We start from the raw sequence: 19,750 nt of genomic DNA, 5'->3' as shown, positions 1-19,750 counted from the left end.
GGTACTGGACACCACAACATAGATGATGTGTCATGTATTCCATGTGGTTGACCGACGACGAACAGCAGATCTGGCGTGACTACCTGACCATGAGCGCCCGGCTGCAGGCCGCGATGAATCGGCAGTTACAGGCCGATTGCGGGTTGTCACTGGCCGACTACGAGGTGCTCGTCGCCCTCGAGGAACAACCCGGCTGCGCGATGAACGAGCTCGGCGAGCGGCTCGGCTGGGAACAGAGCCGGGTGTCGCATCAGCTGCGCAGGATGACCGACCGTGCCCTGGTGGCCCGCCACGGTGCCGACGATGACCGGCGCGTGGTCACGGTGCAGATCACCGCCGCGGGCCGGGAGGCGCTGGCGGTCGCCGCGCCCGGTCATGTCGCACTGGTGCGCGCGGTGCTGTTCGACGAGATGAGCGCCGCACAGGCCGCCGCCGTGGGGCGTTGGCTGGCCGGCGCGGTGCGCAGGCTCGATCAGGCACACTGAGGCGGTGGCCACCGTCCGTGCCCTCGCCTGCGCGGAACGCGAGACGTTCGCCGATCTGCTGGAAAGTCTCACCCCGCAACAGTGGGATGCCCCGAGCCTGTGCGCGGGGTGGACCGTCCGGGACGTCGCGACGCACACCATCGCCTATCTCGGTCAGGGACGTATTGCCCTGGCCCGCAACATGTTCGCCGCGCGCTGGGACGTCGGCAGACTCAACGCGAATGCCCTTGCCCGCCTCGGGTCTGTTCAGCCCGGGCGGCTGATCGAACTGATGCGCCGGGCCGAACCGACCGGTGCGGGCGCGTTGTACGGCGGCCGGGTGGCGCTGATCGAATGCCTGGTCCATCAGCAGGACATCCGCCGGCCGTTGCGGATGCCCCGCGCCGTCGATCCCGAGGCGCTGCGCGCCGCGCTGGCCTTCGCGCGGATCAGCCCGGTGATCAGGGGCGCGCGTCGCACCCGGGGCCTTCGTCTGGTCGCCACCGATCTGGATTGGGCGGCCGGGCGCGGGCCCGAGGTCCGCGGGACCGGTGAGGCACTGCTGCTGGCGATGACGGGGCGCGCCGCACACCTTTCAGGTGAGCTCGCCGGCGGCGGTGTCGCGCTGCTGGACCGGCGTTAGCCCCGGCGCAGCAGCTTCATCTCCGACAACCGGTGCCGCATCGTGTGCACGTGCTCGACGAGGGCCTCCCGGGTACCCGCGCCGGCGGTGAGCAGCGCCTCGACCAGTTGAGCGTCATCGCGGCTACCGTCGAGCAGCGGGAGCAGGAGGCGGTCCAGGGGTTCCAGCGGCACCGTCTCATGCCAGCGGTTGAACGTCGACCCGCCCTCGTCGAGCTGGGTCAATTCGGCCATCCGCCTTGCCGATTCGTCGATTCTCACCGGTTCGCCGGCCGGTTCGGGCAGTACCGGATCGAGGCGGTAGTGGGCCTGACCCTGCATGACGAGGACACTGGTCAGGTCGTCGATATGGGCGGGCAGATCGGCACTCGGTTGCTCCCCGGCGGCGATGAGGCGCTCACGCACGGTCGCCACCAGTTCGTCGTGGGACAGTGTCCACGGCCAGCGTTCGGTGAGCGCATCGAGGGCCGCCTTGATGGCCGGTGCGTTGGTGAACAAGGTGGCGCCGTCGGCCTGCTGGAACTCCTGGCGCGAGGTGTCCAGCCGGGTGGGCCCGTCGAGGGGCGGGACCGTGGCGGCCAGGTGCAGCCGGCGGAAACGGTCGGCGTCAGGGTCATAGCTGATCTGCTGGGCGCGCTCGGCGTGGACGAACAACGACTGCCGGAACGTGCGGTTGGTGACGAAGTCCAGGTATTGCTCCACCAGAACCTGCGCGCCACCGCAGTGTGCGGCCAGGTACTCGGCCACCTTGGGTCCGTGATTGGCCGGGATCATCACTTCCGGGCGGGCCTCACCCAGATAGGCCAGCCCGTGCGCGCTGGTGCGGGCGAGCACCTCGTAGAAGTAACGCGGCGTGTTGAAGGCCTCCAACTCGTCGTGCAGCAGGTAGGAATCGCCGAAGCCGTCGTCGGAGGCCCGCCATTCGGCCAGGATGCTCGCCATCACGCCACCGGCCGGCACCACCTCCTCCAGGAAATCGGCCATCCCACGGGCTTGCCGCACCTTCTCGCCCGGCGTCTGGCTGCCACCGCCGGCCAGCAGCATGGCGTCGCGCACGATCTCCTTGGCCTTCCAGCCCGGGTAGCAGTTGTAGCTGAGGTAGGCGACGCCGTCCGCGGTCAGCGTGGCCCGGATCATGGCCAGCAGGGCCTCGGCCACGCCATCGGGCACCCAGCTGTACACACCGTGGGCGATGACGTAGTCGAACCGCCCCAGGCTTGTGAGGTCCAGCCGGGCGATATCGCCGGCGATCAACTGCATGTTCTCCAGGCCCAGCGCCGCTATGCGGGCGCGCCCCTGCGCGATCTGCACCTCGGACAGGTCGATCCCCACCACCTCGGCGTCCGGGTGGGTGGCGGCGAACGGCAGGATGTTGCCTCCGGCGGCGCAGCCGATCTCGAGGACGCGCGCGGTCCCGACCTCCGCCGGCGCCAAGCCGAACAGGTGGGCCACGGCCGCCAGCGTCCCGGGTGCCGACTGCGGGAAGGAGTTCGAGACATACGGTGTCTGGTCGTAGTCGGAACGGAGCGCATCAACGGCATCGGTGCGGCCTGCATCGGTGCGGCTGGCGTCGGTCAAGGTGACTCCTGTCTGTGCCTACGCAAAACTGCGGGCACGGTACGCGGCCCAGGTGAACTCGAGGTGCCAGTCGGTGGTCTGTTCCCTACCCACCGGTGGATAGGGATAGTCTGCGGGCGTGGATATCAATGGAGCTAGTGCAATCGTCACCGGTGGCGCGTCGGGTATCGGCGCCGCCGCCGCACGTCAGCTGGCCGCCAAGGGCGCCAGGGTGGTCGTCGCGGACCTGAACGCCGAACGCGGCCAGGAACTCGCGCACGAGATCGGCGGCGTCTTCGTCACCGTCGACGTCACCAACACCGACCAGATCATCGACGCCGTGAACACGGCCACCGACCTCGGTCCGCTGCGCGCCCTGGTGAACTCGGCCGGTATCGGCTGGGCCCAGCGCACCATCGGCAAGGACGGCCAGTTCGAGTCGGCGCACAACCTGGACGTGTACAAGAAGGTGCTCGCGATCAACCTGGTCGGCACCTTCGACTGCATCCGACTGGCCGCCACCGCGATGAGCCGCAACGAGCTCACCGACACCGGCGAGCGTGGCGCCATCGTCAACCTCACCAGCGTCGCAGCCTTCGACGGGCAGATCGGCCAGGCCGCGTACTCGTCGTCCAAGGGTGGTGTCGTGGGCCTGACCCTGCCGGTCGCCCGGGACCTGTCGGCCGTCGGTATCCGCGTGAACACCGTGGCCCCCGGCCTGATCGACACCCCGATCTACGGGGAGGGTGAGGCGTCGGAGGCCTTCAAGGCCAAGCTCGGCGAGTCGGTGCTCTTCCCGCACCGCCTGGGCAAGCCGGAGGAACTGGCCTCGATGATCATCGAGCTGATCACCAACTCCTACATGAACGCCGAAGTGGTCCGTGTCGACGGCGGCATCCGGATGCCACCGAAGTAGTCACCCGCAAGCGAAAGGCCCCCGCGTGAGCGGGGGCCTTTTTGCGTGCGAGGGTTACCAGTCCGATTCGTCGAACCGGATCACGCCGCGAATGTTGTTGCCGTCCAACATGTCCTGGTAGCCGGTGTTGATGTCTTCCAGCTTGTAGGTGCGGGTGATCATATCGTCGATGTTCAGCAGTCCCGACTTGTACAGCGCCGTCAGCCGCGGGGTCTCCACGTGGCTGCTGCCGCCGCCGAAGATGTTGCCCTTCAGCGTCTTCTGCAACATGGTGAACAGGAAGAGGTTCAGCTTCACGTCGGCGTCGAGCATCGATCCCATCCCGGTGACCACACAGGTGCCGGTCTTGGCAGTCAGGATCATCGCCTCCTCGATGTACTCGCCCTTCATCTCGCCGACCGCGATGATGACCTTGTCGGCCATCAGGCCGTAGGTGGTGTCGATGACGGGCATGATCGCCTCGGACATCGACGGGTATACGTGGGTGGCGCCGAACTTGATGGCCTGCTCGCGCTTCCACTCGTTCGGGTCGATGGCGATGACGTGCTTGGCGCCGGAGATCACCGCGCCCTGCAGGGCGCTCATCCCGATACCGCCGACGCCGACGACGATGACGGTCTCGCCCGGCTTCACCTCGGCCACATTGGTGGCCGAGCCGAACCCGGTCGGCACCGCGCAACCCATGATCGCAGCGGTCTCGAACGGGATGTCCTTGTCGATCTTGACCACCGAGTCCTTGTGCACCGTCATGTACGGCGCGAAGGTGCCCAGCAGGTTCATCGGCGACACCTCATGCGACCCGGCATGGATACGGCTGGTGCCGTCGGCGATCGCCTTGCCGCCGAGCAGGACGGCGCCGCGGTCGCACAGGGAGCGGAAGCCCTTGAGGCAGGGCGGACACACGCCACAGGCCGGGATGAACGCGAGGATGACGTGGTCGCCCTCCTCGATCCCGGTGACGTTCGTGCCGACCTTGGTGACCACACCCGCGCCCTCGTGGCCGCCGAGTGCGGGCAGGCCGATCGGGGTGGCGCCGGTGGTGATGTGGTAGTCGGAATGGCACATGCCGGCGGCGTGCATCCGGATCTGGACCTCGTCGGCGACGGGGTCACCGAGTTCGATCTCGTCGATGGTGAACGGCGAATTGAGTTCCCACAGCAGGGCGCCCTTGGTCTTCATGGATTGCGATCATAGAACAGGTTCTAGAAATTGCGTATGTACCACTATTGAACTGCAGATTCGATGGCTTTACTGAATCGTTCAGGATGGTTTCGATGAATCCGCGGGTCGGCGCGGGTCTACCCCTCATGACTCAGATCAACGCCCAGATCGTGCCCAACCTCTGGTTCGACCGCCAGGCCGAGGAGGCCGCCGCGCACTACATCGCCGCGTTCGGTGGCAACGGCCGGATCGTCACCACCATCGCCTCCCACCCGGACTCGCCGTCCCCGCAGGATGTGCCCGTGGTGGTGGAATTCGAGCTCGCCGGTCAGCGGTTCGTCGGGATCAACGGCGGGCCGCAGTTCACCTTCTCCGAAGCGGTGTCGTTGGAGGTGCGGGTCACCGGCCAGGCGGAACTGGACCGGTTGTGGGCGGCGCTGGTCGAGGGTGGGTCGGAGCAGCCCTGCGGGTGGCTCAAGGACAAGTACGGCCTGTCCTGGCAGATCACCCCCACGGAGTACTACGACCTGGTCACTGAAGGCGATGCCGCGTCTCAGGACCGGCTGATGGCGGCGGTGCTGGCCACCCACGGGAAATTCGATATCGCGGGGCTACAGGCTGCGGCCCGCGGTCGGTGACGGCGATCGACAACCGCCGATTCAGAGCCGTTCGGGTAGTCCGAACGTCGCGAACAACCGCGGCTCCATGAACGCCACCACATGGGAGATCCCGGCCGGGGTGATGTCGAGGACATGGAGCTGGAACGCCTCGTGTGCATCGGTCTGGGGGTTGCGCATGTACATCGCCGCCGCGGGCTGGCCGTTGGCCGTGGTGGCGATGAACCGCATATCGCCGGGGTATTCGGCCGGACACTTGTGCTTCGAGAGCATGCCGATGGCCTCCGGGCCGCGATACCAGGTGTCGAACGGAGGCATCTCCCAGATGGCCTCCTGGGTGAACAGCGTCACGAGTTTGTCGATGTCGTAGGCCTCGAACGCCGCGATGTAGCGGCCCAGCTGCTCCTGGGCCTCGGGGGAGTCCGGTGCCGACAGTGTGTTGTCCGCGCTGGGGCCCACCTCGTCGAGCTGGGCGCGCGCCCGCTGTAGCAGGCTGTTCACCGCGGCAGTCGAGGAGCCGATGGCATCGGCGACTTCGGCTGCGCGCCACTGCAATACATCGCGCAACACGAGCACCGCCCGCTGCCGTGGGGACAGATGCTGCAGCGCTGCCACGAACGCCAACCGCACCGACTCCTTGGACTCGACCACCTCGGCGGTGTCGGGCAGCGGCTCCAGCCAGGGCACCTCATGGTGTTCGAGGATCTCGGTGGTCGGGTCGGAGCTGTCGGTCCCCAGCCCGGACGGCAGCGGACGGCGCTGCTTGTTCTCGATGGCCGTCAGGCAGGTGTTGGTGGCGATGCGGTAGAGCCACGTACGCGCCGAGGACTTGCCCTCGAAACCGTCGTAGGACTTCCACGCCCGCAGGAATGTCTCCTGCACCAGATCCTCGGCGTCGTGCACCGAGCCCGTCATCCGGTAGCAGTGCGCCAGCAGCTCGCGCCGGTACTGTTGCGCGTCCGCCAGGAACGCGTCATTGGAGTCGAACTTCTTCGGAGTCTCTGTGAGGACGCTCACGCTGACGAGCTTACGCACCGATACCGACACAGGGGCCACCTCGGCGCCTCCGGCGGTGGGCCATCCCCGTTACGCTCGTCGGGTGGCGACTACCCGCAGTGAACGCAGCTTCGACGGTGTCGCAGGCACCCGCATCGTCTACGACGTCTGGACGCCGTCCACCGAGGCGAACGGGGTCGTCGTGCTCTGCCACGGCTACGCCGAGCACGCCCGCCGCTACGACCACGTCGCACAGCGATTCGGCGAGGCGGGACTGATCACCTATGCCCTCGATCTGCGCGGGCACGGCCGGTCCGGCGGCAAGCGGGTCTACCTCAAGGACATCTCCGAGTACACCGACGATTTCCACCATCTCGTCGGCTTGGCGACCGCGGCGCACCCCGACCTGAAACGGGTGGTGCTCGGCCACAGCATGGGCGGCGGCGTGGTCTTCTCCTACGGCGTCGAACACCCTGACGATTACGCGGCGATGGTGCTGTCCGGGCCGGCGGTCTACGCCCAGGAAGCGGTGTCCCCGGTGATGACGGTGGTGGCCAAGGTGGTCGGAAGTCTGCTGCCCGGGCTGCCGGTGGAGAACCTGCCCGCCGACGCCGTCTCGCGCGACCCGCAGGTGGTGGCGGCCTACGAGGCCGACCCGCTGGTCCATCACGGCAACCTGCCCGCCGGTATCGCCAAGGCCCTGATCGGCGTGGGCGAGAGCATGCCGCAGCGGGCCTCCGCGCTGACCGCGCCCCTGCTCGTGGTGCACGGCGGTCAGGACAAGTTGATCCCGGTCACGGGCAGCGAGCGGCTGGTGGAGTGCGTGGCATCGGAGGACGTCAACCTCAAGGTGTATCCCGAGCTCTACCACGAGGTGTTCAACGAACCCGAGCGCGCACTCGTGCTCGATGACGTGACCACCTGGATCGAGACCAGGCTGTGAGACGAGCCCTGCTGTTGCTGGCCACGCTGGCGTTGGTGGTCGCCGGCTGCTCGTCGGAGGCCAAGACCCCGCAGCCGCCCACGGGCTGGGTCGACGAGGACATCAGCTTCGACGCCGACGGCCTGACGATCCACGGCACGTTCCGCCATCAGAACACCCCGGGACCCGCGGCGCTGCTGATCTCCGAGAGCGGCCAGACCGACCGCAACGGCGACAACGCGGTGGCCGGCCCGGTGGGCAACATGCGCCAGCTCGCCGAGTATCTGTCCGACCATGGCATCGCCACCCTGCGCTACGACAAGGTCGGCACCGGCAAAACCGGTCTGGGCAAGTTCAAGGACCACCCGGCCGAGGTCGGCAGCGCCGTCTACACCGCCGGGGCCCGCGCGGCGATCAGGTTCCTGGCCGGCCGGCCCGGCGTCGACGCGGCGCATCTGTCGGTATATGCGTTGGGCGAGGGCACCATTCACGCGATGAACCTGGCCACCGACACCGCACCGGACGCGCCCAGGATCCACGCGCTGGGTCTGTTCCAGCCGCTGTCGGCCCGCTATCTGGACATCATCACCGGCCGGGTACACGCCGACGTCGACGCCGCGGTCAGCTCGGGGGCAAAGACCAGGGCACAGGCCGACGTCGTGGTGGCGGCCTGGAATGCCGCGGTGGCCCAAGCCCGGACGCAGGGCACCGCGCCGGACACCCTGCCCGAGGGCCTGTCGGCGATTCTCAACACCAAGAACGTGAAGGCCGTGGTGGAGGCCGACGCGATCGATCCGGTGGCTCTGGCCGCGAAGATCCCCGCGACCACGCCCGTGCTGCTGACCTGCTCGGACGCCGACAACCAGGCCAGTTGCCCGGCGGAGCAGGGGCTGATCGGCGCGCTCAAGCACACCGCCCTGACGGTGGTGGCGCTCAAGGGGGTCAACCACGTGTTGCGCGACGACCCGACCGACAATGTGGCCAACTACGCCAAGAAGGCGCCATTATCCCCCCAATTGACCGACGCGCTGAACACCTTCATCACGAAATAGGCTGTCGGACTGGAGCGTTAACCTGGCGAACATGAGCGACAAGATGCTGGCCCGGATCGCGGCCCTGCTGCGCCAGGCCGAGGGCACCGACAATCCGCATGAGGCCGAGGCGTTCATGACCGCCGCGCAGCGCCTGGCCACGGCGACCTCGATCGACCTGGCGCTGGCCCGGGCCCACTCGGCGCAGCGCACCAAGGCGCAGTTACCCGAGCAGCGCACCATCACCATCGGATCGGCCGGCACCCGCGGGCTGCGCACGTACGTGCAGCTGTTCGTGGTGATCGGGCTGGCCAACGATCTGAAATGCGATGTCGCCACCAACTCGACCTATGTGCACGCCTACGGGTTCGCCGAGGATATCGACGCCACCCATGCGCTCTACGCCAGCCTGGTGACCCAGATGGTCAAGGCATCCGAGGCCTATATCGGCTCGGGCGAGCACCGGCCGACACCGACCATCACCGCCCGGCTGAACTTCCAGCTGGCCTTCGGCGCGCGGGTGGGGCAGCGGCTGGCCGAGGCCAAGGCCGAGGCCGAACGTGAAGCCGATCGGCAGGACCGGCCGGGGACGGCGCTGGCCCTGCGTAACAAGGATCTCGAACTGAAATCGTTCTACCGGCAGAGCTCCTCGGCACGCGGCACCTGGCGGGCCAGCAGCGCCTCGTCGGGCTACTCGTCGGCGGCCCGGCGCGCCGGTGACCGTGCCGGGAAGCGGGCCCGGCTGGGGCTCAGCCAGGAGTTGCCCGGCGCCCGTACCCCCTTGTCGCCATGACGTCGCCGTGACCGCGCGGGATGTCCAGCGCGCGAAAGTGTATGCCGCCGAAGGATTTATCCGCACGATGTTCGACCGTGCCGCCCAGCGCGGCAACGGTTCGGTGGACTTCTTCGGCACCGCGCTGACGCTGCCTCCGGAGGGCCGGTTCGGCTCGCTTGATTCGGTGCGCCGGTACGTCGACGACGTGCTGGCGCTGCCCGCCGTCCGGGAGAGGTGGCCCGGTGCCGGTCCGGTCGCGGTCCGGGCCAGACGGGGACTGACGGCCGCGCACTATGAGGCCGACACCGCGACCATGGCGGTTCCGGATCAGCACACCACCTGGGCGCTGCGGGAACTCGTGGTGCTGCACGAGCTCGCCCACCATCTGTGCCCGGAGGGCGCGCCACACGGCCGGGAATTCGTCACGACGATGGGTGAGCTGGCCGGTGTGGTGATGGGACCCGAGGTGCAGCATGTACTGCGAGTGCTCTATGCGAAAGAAGGGGTGCAGTGATGGCAGATCCGGTGGCGGTCGACGCCTTGTTCGGTGAGTTGTTGCAGACCGAGGACGAGGCGTTGCGCGCGGCGCGTGAGTCCGCGGCCGTGGAGTCCATGCCGGCCATCGAGGTGTCCGCACAGCACGGTCACCTACTGCAGTTGCTGGCGCGGATCGCCGGGGCTCGGCGTGTGCTCGAAATCGGCACGCTGGCCGGGTATTCCACGATCTGTCTGGCCCGCGGTGTGGGCCCGGACGGGCGGGTCGTCACGCTGGAGTTCGATCCGCGGCACGCCGAGGTCGCGCGAAAGAACTTCGAGCGCGCCGGGGTTGCGGACCGGGTCGAGGTGATCGTCGGTGCGGCGCTGGACACCCTGCCGACGTTGCAGGGCCCGTTCGACCTGTTCTTCATCGATGCTGACAAGGAGAACAACAGCGCCTACGTCGAGTGGGCCGTCCGGCTCGCCGCGCCGGGCGCGGTCATCGTCGTCGACAATGTCACCCGGATGGGCCGCGTCCTGGAACCGGAACCCTCGGATGTCCAGGCGCGCGCCGTACGCGACATGTTGGCCTTGATGGGCCGCCATCCCCGGTTGGACGCCGCGGCCATCCAAACCGTCGGCACCAAGGGCTGGGACGGTTTCGCCGTAGCCGTCGTGACCTAGCCCGCTACTTCGCGCGCTGAGCCAACCGGGCCGAGTCGTAGATCAGGATCGTCTTGCCCTGCAACTTGATCCAGCCGCGCTGCGCGAAGTCCGAGAGGGCCTTGTTGACCGTTTCGCGCGATGCGCCGACGAGCTGAGCCAACTCCTCCTGGGTCAGCTCGTGGGTGACATGCAGGACGTTGCCCTCCGGCCGGCCGAACCGCTTGGCGATATCGAGCAGCTGCTTGGCCACGCGGCCGGGCACATCGGTGAAGATCAGGTCGGAGAGCGCGCTGTTGGTGCGGCGGAGCCGGCGGGCCAGGACGCGCAGCAGTTGCTCGGCGATCTCGGGGCGACCCATAACCCAGGCGTGCAGGGCTTCCCTGTCCATCGTGACGGCTTTCACCTCGGTCAGGGTGGTCACCGTGGAGGTGCGCGGCCCCGGGTCGAACAGCGCGAGCTCACCGAACATGTCTGCCGGACCCATCACCGTGATCAGGCTTTCCCGGCCGTCTGCCGTACGGCGTCCGATCTTCACCTTGCCCTCGGTGATGATGTACAACCGATCGCCGGGCTCGCCCTCGACGAACACGGCGTGCCCGCGGGGGAATGAGACTTGCTGTAACTGCGCGATCAGGGCGGCGGCAGCATCGGGAGCAACCCCCTGGAAGATGCCGGACCGCGCGAGAACGTCGTTCACTGAAGACTCTTTCCGTGCATCTCGATATGTGTTGTGGGCCACTGCTCGACCTCACATTACAGGAGATATGGGGTCCGTAATCGGTGGGCGCAGGGCGGGCGAGCTGCGGCGCGAACGTTGCCGGAGACGCGAAGCGTCAGCGCTAAAGGAGACACGCCGCGTCAGTGCTGAAACGATGCGCGCGCGGCCCGCAGCGCCTTGACGATCACGGACCGGTTGGCCCGGAACCGGTCGCTGGGTGCCGGCACCGAGATCGCCACGACCTGCCCGCCGGGCGTCCAGCCGGCTATCCCCGCCGCGGAGATGCCCGGGGTGTGCTCGTCCAGATCGAACTGCACCTCGGCGGCAGCACCCTCCAGCACCGCTTTGGCGGCCTTGCCGTTGGCGGTTCCGTCGATCGGAAAGCGCACGCCGACGGCAGATACCGCACGAAGGCGGTGACCCGATTCGATCTGGTCGATGAACCACATCTCGCGTCCGCGCAGCACCGAGAGGTCGACGGTCTCGCCCGTGGCGTCGGCGATGCGCTGCAGGGTGGGACGGAAAGCGGCGACGAGGTGGGCGCTGTCGGATCCGGCGAGGCCGACGAGGCGGTCGCCCAGGCTGAACCTGCCTGCCTCGTCCACGGCGGCATAACCGATATCGGTGAGGGCCAGCAGGATCCGTCGGACCGTGGATTTCGCCAGGCCCAGCCGGTTCTCCAGGTCCACCTGACGTAACCGGCCGGGTTCGGTCGCGATCTCGTCGAGCGCTGCGGCGGCCCGTCGTAGGACCTGAATTCCGTCTTCGCGATTCTGTTCCGCTGCGGGCATCCGCTCACTATAGTGACCCGAATTGTGGACTACAACGAACCGCATTGTGAATCTGAGGAGTGATCATGAGCGCCCTCCCCGACGGACGGCACTTCTTCCGCGGCGACGACGGGTATGAGCCCGCCCGTCGGGCGACGGTGTGGAATGCACGCCTGCCGCAGCGCTTTCCGGACGTCATCGTGCAGGCATCCGATGTCGCCGATGTGGTCGCGGCGGTGCGCTACGCGGCCGCGCGCGACGTGAAGGTGGGTATTCGGTCGGGTGGGCATAGTTGGGCGGCCAACCATGTCCGTGACGGCGGTCTGCTACTCGACGTCAGCCGGCTCGACTCGTGCGTGGTCGACGAGCCGGCCATGACGGCCGTCGTCGGACCGGGCAAAGGTGGCAGTGTGCTGGCCGTCGAGCTCGCCGAGCGGGGCCTGTTCTTCCCGGCCGGGCACTGCCGCGGGGTGGCGGTCGGCGGGTATCTGCTGCAAGGCGGTTACGGCTGGAACAGCCGGGTGGTGGGGCCGGCCTGCGAGAGCGTGCTGGGCTTGGAGGTGGTGACCGCCGACGGGGAGCAGGTGTACTGCGATGCCCGGCATCATCCCGAACTCTATTGGGCGGCAAGGGGGTCGGGTCCCGGCTTCTTCGGGGTGGTGACGGCCTTCCACCTGCGGCTCTATCCGAAGCCCCCGGTGTGCGGTAGCAGCCTTTACGTGTACCCGATCGAGACTGCCGACGAGGTGTTCGGCTGGGCGCGGGCGATCAGTGCCGACGTGGACCGGCGGGTGGAACTGCAGATCGTCACCTCGTCCGAGATCCCCGGCGTCGGACTGCGCGCCCCGGGTATCGTGCTCGCCTCACCGGTGTTCGCCGATACCGAGGAGGACGCCAAAGCCGCTCTGGCACTGCTCGATTCCTGCCCGGTGCGCGACGATGCGCTGGTCGCCGTCCCGTTCGCCCCGGCGGATCTGCCCAGCTGGTTCGAGGCGGTGATGAGCAACTACCCGTCCGGGCACCGCTACGCCACGGACAACATGTGGACGTCCGCCCCGGCGACCGAACTGCTGCCCGGCATCCGCCGGATCATCGAGACCATGCCGCCGCATCCCTCGCATTTCCTCTGGCTGAACTGGGGACCCTCACCCGCCCGCCAGGACATGGCCTACAGCCTGGAGGACGAGATCTATCTGGCGCTCTACACCGCCTGGTCCGACCCGGCCGACGACACTCGATACGGCGACTGGGCGCGTACGAACATGGCGGAGATGGCCCACCTGGCCACCGGGGTGCAGTTGGCGGACGAGAATCTGGGTCAGCGACCGGCGCGGTTCGCCACCGATGCGAGCATGGCGCGCCTCGATGCCGTTCGCGCCCAATATGATCCGCAGGGTCGTTTCCACAGTTGGATGGGCCGGGTCTGAGATGGGCTATCTCGGTTACCGGGGCGACGACGCTGAGACGGAGTTCGGGTCCTTCTTCCGTCCGGAGATGGCGCCGCTACCCCGTCATGTGGTGCACGCCCTCGAGCACGGCCCGCAGGCCGGTCCGGTGTTACCCGATTTCGGGGATCGGCTCGCAGAGCAGGGCTATCAGCAGACCGAGAACGGTTATGGCACCGTCGGTGACGGCGGCTTCACGGTGGCCGTGCGCACCGATATGCCCGGTGTGACGCCGCCGATGTGGCAGTGGTGGTTCGGCTGGCATGGCTGCGACGCCCGGCGATACAAGCTGTGGCATCCGCGGGCGCATGTCTCGGCGCGCTGGCGCGACGGTCGCGATGACCCGACCTATCTCGGGCGCACGTCGATCGTGCACGAGTACATCGGATCGGGATTCACCAGAGGCGCAATACAGTTCGTCGATCCGTCGGTTTTGGGGCACGCCGGTTTGGCGATCACCGCGCGGCTGGGTTCGGCTGACATTCCGGTGGACATCGGCTGGCTGGTACATCAGGTCCGGCCGACCGCCGAGGGAGCGGAGATGCGCTCACGGTTCTGGATGGGTGGCAGGCATGTGGCGCTGCGCGGCGGGATGGCGTTGGCTGACTGGGCCTTACGTCCGATCGCGGCCCGGCAGCTCCCCGATCCGCGTGACCTGCTGGTGCATTGCGCGCAGGAGATGAACCATCTGGCCGGCTTTCTGCCGGAGTTGTACGGACGGTTCCGCGGCGAATAGGTCGGCTCTCGCCGTACCCGAAATGACGCTCAACCCAGGGTGATCAGAGTTGCCGGCCACCCGCTCCACGGAGCGAGCGAATGGTCTTGCGTCGTTGGCCGGGCAGATCGGCGTCCGACCGTGCTTGGTGGGCTCACCTCATGAGGCCGCGCGAGTTGCCAATCGACTGTGCGTCCAGCTGACCATCACTTGTCGGACCCCTCTGCGAGAATTGGGGTTATGTCCGGTACCGCAACATCTTTGGCCGCTGGGGAGCGGTTGGAGGTGTTGTTCGACGAGATCGCCGAGTTGTGTGGGCAGCGCAATGCGATCGACGGGCGCCTGGTGCAGATCGTGGCCGAACTGGAGCGCGAGGAGTTGTGTGGCCTGACCGGCGTGCGCTCCCTGTCTGCTCTGGTGGCCTGGAAAACCGGGGTCGCACCCCGTAACGCCGAGACCGTCGTCGCGGTGGCACGGCGGCTGGAAGAGCTTCCGCGTTGCACCGAAGCCCTGCGCGAAGGCCGGTTGTCGCTGGATCAGGTCGGGGTGATCGCCGAACGCGCCGCCGAGGGCTCCGATGAGCATTACGCCGAACTCGCTGCGGTGGCCACCGTCAGCCAGTTGCGTACCGCAATCAAGATGGAACCGCACCCTGATCCTGAGACACCGTCCGAGCCGCGCCGCGAGTTCACCAAGACCAGCAGCCCCATGGAACCGCACCCTGATCCTGAGACACCGTCCGAGCCGCGCCGCGAGTTCACCAAGACCAGCAGCCCCGACGACACCTATACGACTTACCGGATCCGGCTCCCGCGGCTGGACGCCGCGAAGTTCGATGCGGCCGTGCAGTCCCACCATGACGCGCTGATCGCCGAACACCCCGCCGACACCGAGGAAGCGTTCCCGACGCGGATCGATGCGTTCATGAGCCTTGTTGAGGCCGGCTGGGACACCGACGTGGCCCGCCGCCCGCACGGGCAGCACACCACCGTGGTCGTGCACCTCGACATCGACAAGCCTGCAGCTGCATTACACCTGGGTCCGGTGCTCTCCGAGGGCGAACGCCGCTACCTGCTCTGTGATGCCACCTGCGAGGTGTGGTTCGAACGCCACGGCCAACCGATCGGCTCCGGCCGGACCACCCGCACCATCAGTCGCCGCCTGCGCCGGGCGTTGGAGCACCGCGACCACCACTGCGTGGTCCCCGGCTGCGCCGCCACCCGCGGACTGCACGCCCACCACCTCCAGCATTGGGAAGACGGCGGCCCCACCAACCTCGACAACCTGGTCTTGCTCTGCCCGTTCCACCACCGCATGCATCACCGCGGTGGCCTCACCCTCACCGGACCGGCAGACCGGCTGGTCGTCACCGATACCGAGGGCCGAAGACTCGACGGCGGAGCCTTGGCCCGCCCACCCACCACGCTGGCACCGTCGGTCCCGCCCTACCCCGGGCCGACCGGGGAACGCGCCCAATGGTGGTGGTACCAGCCCTTCGAACCACCGCCGCCACCACCGACGGTGAACTGAGCGCGGGTTCGGCCTACCCGGGCGGCGGGTATATACCGCGGCATGTGGACACGGAGCCGGGACGTCGATGCACCCGCAGACACGGTGTGGCGAATACTGACCGATCTCGATGCCTGGCCGCACTGGGGCCTGACGGTCGCGAGGGCCGAACTCGACGGCACCGCAATTCAGCTGGGAGCCAGCGGACGGCTCTGGACCCCGGTGGGTATCCCGTTACCCTTCCTCATCTCCAGTTTCGATCCCGGGCGGATGTGGGCCTGGGATGTCGCGGGAGTGCCCGCCACCCGGCACGGTGTGGAACCGCGCGGCGCCGGGTGCCGAGTCTGGATGAGTGCGCCCAGGTGGGCGCCCGGTTATCTACCGGTGCTCGAACTCGCTGTCCGCAGGATCCGCCGGATGGCGGTTCGCTAGCCGGCTCAGCTACACACCGCGCCGACGGCAGCGGAGCCGACCAGCTTGGTGTACTTGGCCAGCACGCCGGTCTTGTACACCGGGGGCAGCGGCTCGAAACCGACCTTGCGCGACTCGAATTCGGCCTCGTCGACCAGCAGGTCCAGCTTCCCGTTCGCGACGTCGAGGCGGATCTTGTCGCCGTCCTTGATGAACGCGATGGGTCCACCGTCGACGGCCTCGGGCGCGATATGCCCGACACACAGGCCCGTCGTACCGCCGGAGAACCGGCCGTCGGTCATCAGCAGCACATCCTTGCCCAGGCCCGCACCCTTGATGGCGCCGGTGATGGCGAGCATCTCGCGCATACCCGGACCGCCCTTGGGGCCCTCGTAGCGGATGACGACAACGTCGCCGTGGGTGATGGTGCCGTCTTCAAGAGCGTCGAGTGCTGCGCGCTCCCGTTCGAAAACCCTTGCGGTGCCTTCGAACACGTCGGAGTCGAAGCCCGCGGACTTCACCACCGCGCCCTCGGGCGCCAATGAGCCGTGCAGGATCGTGATCCCGCCGGTGGGGTGGATCGGATTGTTCATCGCGCGCAGCACCTTGCCGTCGGGGTCCGGCGGCGCGATGTGGGCGAGGTTCTCGGCCATGGTCTGGCCGGTGATCGTGAGGCAGTCACCGTGCAGCAGCCCGGCATCCAGCAGTGCCTTCATCACGACGGGGACACCGCCGATCTCGTCGACATCCTTCATCACGTGGCGGCCGAAGGGCTTGACGTCGGCCAGGTGCGGAACCTTCTGTCCGACGCGGGTGAAGTCCGCGAGCGTCAGCTCGACCTGCGCCTCCCACGCGATGGCCAGCAGATGCAGCACGGCGTTTGTGGAACCGCCGAACGCCATCACGACGGCGATGGCGTTCTCGAAGGCCTCTTTGGTCAGGATGTCGCGGGCGGTGATCCCGCGGCGCAGCAGCTCCACGACGGCCTCACCGGACCGGCGCGCGTACTCGTCGCGGCGCTTGTCGATGGCCACCGGAGAAGCGCTGCCGGGCAAGGACATACCGAGCGCCTCGGCGGCAGAGGCCATGGTGTTGGCGGTGTACATGCCGCCACAGGCACCCTCGCCCGGGCAGATCGCCCGTTCGATGATGTCCACATCCGCACGCGACATCAACCCCCGCGCGCACGCCCCGACCGCCTCGAAGGCGTCGATGATGGTGACTTCCTTCTCCGTGCCGTCGGTCAGCTTGGCGACGCCCGGCATGATCGAGCCGTTGTACAAGAACACCGAGGCGAGATCGAGCCGGGCGGCGGCCATCAACATGCCGGGAATCGACTTGTCGCAGCCGGCCAGCAGCACGGTCCCGTCGAGGCGCTCGGCCTGCACGACGGTCTCGACGCTGTCGGCGATCACCTCACGGGACACCAGTGAGAAGTGCATCCCCTCGTGGCCCATCGAGATGCCGTCGGATACCGAGATGGTGCCGAACTCCAGCGGATAGCCGCCGCCGGTGTGCACCCCACCCTTGACCGCCTGCGCCAGCCGCTGCAGCGACATGTTGCACGGCGTGATCTCGTTCCACGACGAACCCACGCCGATCTGCGGTTTCGCCCAGTCGTCATCGCCCATGCCCACCGCGCGGAGCATGCCGCGGGCGGCGGTCTTCTCCAGGCCGTCGGTGACGTCGCGGCTACGGGGCTTGATGTCCGGCGCTGAGCCGCTTGCGCGAAGAGAGTCAGAGGTCGAAGGAGCATCTGAGGGCATCCCGTAAGTATGCATTCGGGGCCCCCACCGGCCCAAACCGTATTCAGATACCCCGCCGGGGTACCCGGTACAGTGGGTGCGGTGCGCGCTCTGTTCTCGATGGCCCTGGTGGCGGTGGCCGTGTCGGTCGGAGCCTGCTCCGGTGAAACGCCCGTCCCGGCACCCGTCCAGACCAGCGCGGCACCGGTGATCACCGAGGCGCCCGCGGGCAGCAATGCCGAGGACACCACCTTCGGCACAGATCTGATGCAGTTGCAGCAGCAGGCCATCCAGTTGGCGCGGCTCGCGCCGACCCGTTCGTCGAACTCCGACCTGGTGGCACTGGCCAACACCGTGGCGACCGGACAACAGAGCGAGAGCGACACCGTCAAGGTGCTGTTGGTGCAGTGGAACGACGGCGCGAGTCCGTCCGCGGCGCCGGGCACCGCGGCACAGGGCGCGCTCGACCCCGCCACGGTCGGGCGGCTCGAGTCGCTGCACGGCCAGGAGTTCGACACACTGTGGTTGCAGTCGATGCTCGGCCTGCACCGCGCCGTGATCGATCTGGCCCAGAGCGAGATCGCCGGCGGGCACAACGTCGACGCCCAGACACTGGCGAAATCGATTCTGGCCACACGCCAGGCGCAGGTACAGCAGATGCAGCAGATGGTGGGGTGAGGAAATGACGGACGTGAACTCCGGTGACCACGGCTACTCGTCGCAGAAGGACAACTACGCCAAGCGGTTGCGCCGGATCGAGGGGCAGGTCCGCGGCATCGCCAAGATGATCGAGGACGACAAGTACTGCATCGACATCCTCACCCAGATCAGTGCCGTCAACAGCGCACTGCAATCGGTGGCACTGGGCTTGCTGGATGAGCATCTGGGTCACTGCGTGACCCAGGCGGTGGCCGAGGGCGGTACCGAGGCGGATGCCAAGTTGGCCGAGGCGTCGGCGGCCATCGCACGGCTGGTCCGGTCGTAGCCACCGACCTGCGCAAACATCACACTTTGTAACGGCCTACGCCGGGATGGCGATTAAACCCCAGGTCAGTGGCGTCGGCCGGGTGGAGATGAGGGGTCTGCCCGGCCTCGCCAGGGTTAATGGGGTCTTGGCGCTATGCCACACTGGTTTGCAGAAATGTACTGGAGGTAACGCATGTCGCAGCAGACGAGACGCAAGCTCGCCGGCGCGATCCTGGTGACCGGGGTGGTCGCAGGATTCTGTATGAGCAGCCCGTCTGCCTGGGCGGATCCCGAAGTCGCACCCGACCCCGGCGTCGTCGACGCCCCGCCGGCGCCGGCACCGCCGGACCCGTTCGCGTTCCCGGCCAATCCGGTCCCGCCGGCCCCGGTCGACCCGCCCGCGCCGCCGCCCGTCGATCCGCTGGCCCCGCCGCCGGCTGATCCGCTGGCCGCCCCGGTCGACCCGATGGCGCCCCCCGGGGTGATTCCCGCGGGCACCCCCGCCGGGCAGAACCCGACTCCGTACACCGGCCAGCCGGTGTTCGCGCCGCCGACGTTCAACCCCACCAACGGGGCGATCGCCGGTGCCGCCAAGCCGATCTACATCAACTTCGCGCGGCCGATCGCCGACCGGCAGATGGCCCAGGACGCGGTCCACATCTCATCGGTCCCGCCGGTGCCGGGCCGGTTCTACTGGACCACCGACACCCAGTTGCGCTGGCGGCCGCTGGCCTTCTGGCCGGCAGGCACCGTCGTCAACATCGATGCCGGGGGCACCAAGTCGAGCTTCCGGGTGCCCGAACAGCTCATCGCGACCGTGGATGACGCCACCCACACCATGACCGTCACCCGTAACGGCAAGGTGGAGAAGACGTTCCCGGTGTCGATGGGCCGTCCCGACGGCAAGCACGAGACCAAGAACGGCACCTATTACGTGCTGGAGAAGTTCCCGGACATCGTCATGGACTCCTCCACCTACGGTGTGCCGGTGAACTCCGCGGAGGGCTACAAGCTCAAGGTGCAGGACGCGGTGCGCATCGACAACAGCGGCATCTTCGTGCACAGCGCCCCGTGGTCGGTCGGTGATCAGGGCAAGCGCAATGTCAGCCACGGCTGCATCAACCTCAGCCCGGCGAACGCCCAGTGGTTCTACGACAACTTCGGCAGCGGTGACGCCGTCGTGGTGAAGAACTCGAAGGGCACCTACAACGCACCCGACGGTGCGTCCGATTGGCAGATGTTCTAAC

General features: G+C 67.8%; 21 protein-coding genes, 1 tRNA gene and 1 pseudogene. 17 read left to right on the top strand and 6 right to left on the bottom strand.

The window, feature by feature from the left end:
- Positions 1-32 precede the first annotated feature (32 nt).
- Entirely contained in the window at positions 33-485 is a 453-nt protein-coding gene (locus H7J86_RS13280; protein ID WP_267291494.1) for a MarR family winged helix-turn-helix transcriptional regulator, read from the top strand.
- A gap of 4 nt (positions 486-489) precedes the next feature.
- Positions 490-1,107, top strand: a complete 618-nt coding sequence (locus H7J86_RS13275) for a maleylpyruvate isomerase family mycothiol-dependent enzyme (protein ID WP_267291492.1) — start codon at positions 490-492, stop codon at positions 1,105-1,107.
- On the opposite strand, the gene H7J86_RS13270 is transcribed toward H7J86_RS13275, so the two are convergent.
- Positions 1,104-2,684, bottom strand: coding sequence for a class I SAM-dependent methyltransferase (locus H7J86_RS13270; RefSeq protein ID WP_267291490.1), 1,581 nt, complete (start codon positions 2,682-2,684; stop codon positions 1,104-1,106). The genes H7J86_RS13275 and H7J86_RS13270 overlap by 4 nt on opposite strands.
- Positions 2,685-2,802: 118 nt before the next feature.
- Between H7J86_RS13270 and H7J86_RS13265 the strand changes: the two genes are divergently transcribed.
- Entirely contained in the window at positions 2,803-3,579 is a 777-nt protein-coding gene (locus H7J86_RS13265; protein WP_090359049.1) for an SDR family NAD(P)-dependent oxidoreductase, read from the top strand.
- A gap of 54 nt (positions 3,580-3,633) precedes the next feature.
- Here H7J86_RS13265 and H7J86_RS13260 read toward each other — a convergent pair whose 3' ends face one another.
- On the bottom strand, positions 3,634-4,758 hold the full coding sequence (locus tag H7J86_RS13260; RefSeq protein ID WP_090359047.1) for an NDMA-dependent alcohol dehydrogenase: 1,125 nt from the start codon (positions 4,756-4,758) through the stop codon (positions 3,634-3,636).
- 128 nt (positions 4,759-4,886) lie between these two features.
- Between H7J86_RS13260 and H7J86_RS13255 the strand changes: the two genes are divergently transcribed.
- On the top strand, positions 4,887-5,378 hold the full coding sequence (locus tag H7J86_RS13255) for a VOC family protein (RefSeq protein ID WP_187099158.1): 492 nt from the start codon (positions 4,887-4,889) through the stop codon (positions 5,376-5,378).
- 21 nt (positions 5,379-5,399) lie between these two features.
- Here H7J86_RS13255 and H7J86_RS13250 read toward each other — a convergent pair whose 3' ends face one another.
- Entirely contained in the window at positions 5,400-6,404 is a 1,005-nt protein-coding gene (locus H7J86_RS13250) for a sigma-70 family RNA polymerase sigma factor (protein WP_267291488.1), read from the bottom strand.
- 52 nt (positions 6,405-6,456) lie between these two features.
- On the opposite strand from H7J86_RS13250, the gene H7J86_RS13245 reads away from it, so the two are divergent.
- Genes H7J86_RS13245 through H7J86_RS13225 form a run of 5 tightly spaced genes read left to right on the top strand, consistent with a single transcriptional unit; the run spans position 6,457 to position 10,242 of the window.
- Positions 6,457-7,296 (top strand): alpha/beta hydrolase, encoded by an 840-nt coding sequence (locus H7J86_RS13245; RefSeq protein ID WP_090359041.1) that lies wholly within the window; start codon positions 6,457-6,459, stop codon positions 7,294-7,296.
- Positions 7,293-8,327: an alpha/beta hydrolase family protein gene (locus H7J86_RS13240; protein WP_267291486.1), complete on the top strand. Its 1,035-nt coding sequence runs from the start codon at positions 7,293-7,295 to the stop codon at positions 8,325-8,327. The genes H7J86_RS13245 and H7J86_RS13240 overlap by 4 nt, the downstream gene beginning before the upstream one ends.
- Positions 8,328-8,358: 31 nt before the next feature.
- The gene (locus tag H7J86_RS13235; protein WP_267291484.1) at positions 8,359-9,099 is read left to right on the top strand and encodes a DUF2786 domain-containing protein; all 741 of its coding nucleotides are present in this window, start codon (positions 8,359-8,361) and stop codon (positions 9,097-9,099) included.
- A 7-nt stretch (positions 9,100-9,106) separates the two neighbouring features.
- Positions 9,107-9,595, top strand: coding sequence for a TIGR04338 family metallohydrolase (locus H7J86_RS13230; protein ID WP_090359035.1), 489 nt, complete (start codon positions 9,107-9,109; stop codon positions 9,593-9,595).
- Positions 9,595-10,242: an O-methyltransferase gene (locus H7J86_RS13225; RefSeq protein ID WP_090359033.1), complete on the top strand. Its 648-nt coding sequence runs from the start codon at positions 9,595-9,597 to the stop codon at positions 10,240-10,242. The genes H7J86_RS13230 and H7J86_RS13225 overlap by 1 nt, the downstream gene beginning before the upstream one ends.
- A gap of 4 nt (positions 10,243-10,246) precedes the next feature.
- Here the strand turns inward: H7J86_RS13225 and H7J86_RS13220 are convergent, their stop codons facing one another.
- On the bottom strand, positions 10,247-10,921 hold the full coding sequence (locus H7J86_RS13220; RefSeq protein ID WP_090359031.1) for a Crp/Fnr family transcriptional regulator: 675 nt from the start codon (positions 10,919-10,921) through the stop codon (positions 10,247-10,249).
- 161 nt (positions 10,922-11,082) lie between these two features.
- Positions 11,083-11,733 carry an IclR family transcriptional regulator gene (locus H7J86_RS13215; protein WP_090359029.1) on the bottom strand — a complete coding sequence of 217 codons (651 nt, stop codon included), beginning with the start codon at positions 11,731-11,733 and terminating at the stop codon, positions 11,083-11,085.
- A 65-nt stretch (positions 11,734-11,798) separates the two neighbouring features.
- Here H7J86_RS13215 and H7J86_RS13210 point away from each other — a divergent pair, with 65 nt between their 5' ends.
- The 5 genes from H7J86_RS13210 (at position 11,799) to H7J86_RS13190 (ending at position 15,949) form a co-directional block, all read left to right on the top strand.
- Complete coding sequence (locus H7J86_RS13210; protein WP_267291482.1) at positions 11,799-13,139, top strand: FAD-binding oxidoreductase; 1,341 nt, start codon at positions 11,799-11,801, stop codon at positions 13,137-13,139.
- Position 13,140: 1 nt separating this feature from the next.
- On the top strand, positions 13,141-13,893 hold the full coding sequence (locus tag H7J86_RS13205) for a DAPG hydrolase family protein (RefSeq protein WP_267291480.1): 753 nt from the start codon (positions 13,141-13,143) through the stop codon (positions 13,891-13,893).
- Between the two features lie 219 nt (positions 13,894-14,112).
- Entirely contained in the window at positions 14,113-15,402 is a 1,290-nt protein-coding gene (locus H7J86_RS13200) for an HNH endonuclease signature motif containing protein (protein WP_267291478.1), read from the top strand.
- A gap of 42 nt (positions 15,403-15,444) precedes the next feature.
- Complete coding sequence (locus H7J86_RS13195; RefSeq protein WP_267291476.1) at positions 15,445-15,813, top strand: SRPBCC family protein; 369 nt, start codon at positions 15,445-15,447, stop codon at positions 15,811-15,813.
- A 37-nt stretch (positions 15,814-15,850) separates the two neighbouring features.
- Positions 15,851-15,949, top strand: a tRNA-Thr gene (locus H7J86_RS13190).
- 544 nt (positions 15,950-16,493) lie between these two features.
- Here the strand turns inward: H7J86_RS13190 and H7J86_RS33690 are convergent.
- Positions 16,494-17,351, bottom strand: a pseudogene (locus H7J86_RS33690) (dihydroxy-acid dehydratase domain-containing protein); the annotation flags it as partial.
- Positions 17,352-17,639: 288 nt separating this feature from the next.
- Here H7J86_RS33690 and H7J86_RS13180 point away from each other — a divergent pair.
- The 3 genes from H7J86_RS13180 (at position 17,640) to H7J86_RS13170 (ending at position 19,749) form a co-directional block, all read left to right on the top strand.
- Entirely contained in the window at positions 17,640-18,215 is a 576-nt protein-coding gene (locus H7J86_RS13180; protein ID WP_267291474.1) for a DUF305 domain-containing protein, read from the top strand.
- A gap of 4 nt (positions 18,216-18,219) precedes the next feature.
- Positions 18,220-18,522 carry a copper-sensing transcriptional repressor RicR gene (ricR, locus tag H7J86_RS13175; RefSeq protein ID WP_090363033.1) on the top strand — a complete coding sequence of 101 codons (303 nt, stop codon included), beginning with the start codon at positions 18,220-18,222 and terminating at the stop codon, positions 18,520-18,522.
- A 174-nt stretch (positions 18,523-18,696) separates the two neighbouring features.
- Positions 18,697-19,749 carry a L,D-transpeptidase gene (locus H7J86_RS13170; protein ID WP_267291472.1) on the top strand — a complete coding sequence of 351 codons (1,053 nt, stop codon included), beginning with the start codon at positions 18,697-18,699 and terminating at the stop codon, positions 19,747-19,749.
- Position 19,750 lies beyond the last annotated feature (1 nt).

This window comes from Mycobacterium hackensackense (assembly GCF_025822555.1).
Taxonomy (GTDB): domain Bacteria; phylum Actinomycetota; class Actinomycetes; order Mycobacteriales; family Mycobacteriaceae; genus Mycobacterium; species Mycobacterium fluoranthenivorans.
The sequence above is the reverse complement of the archived record's forward strand: the minus strand, read 5'-3'. Positions and strand labels throughout refer to the sequence as shown.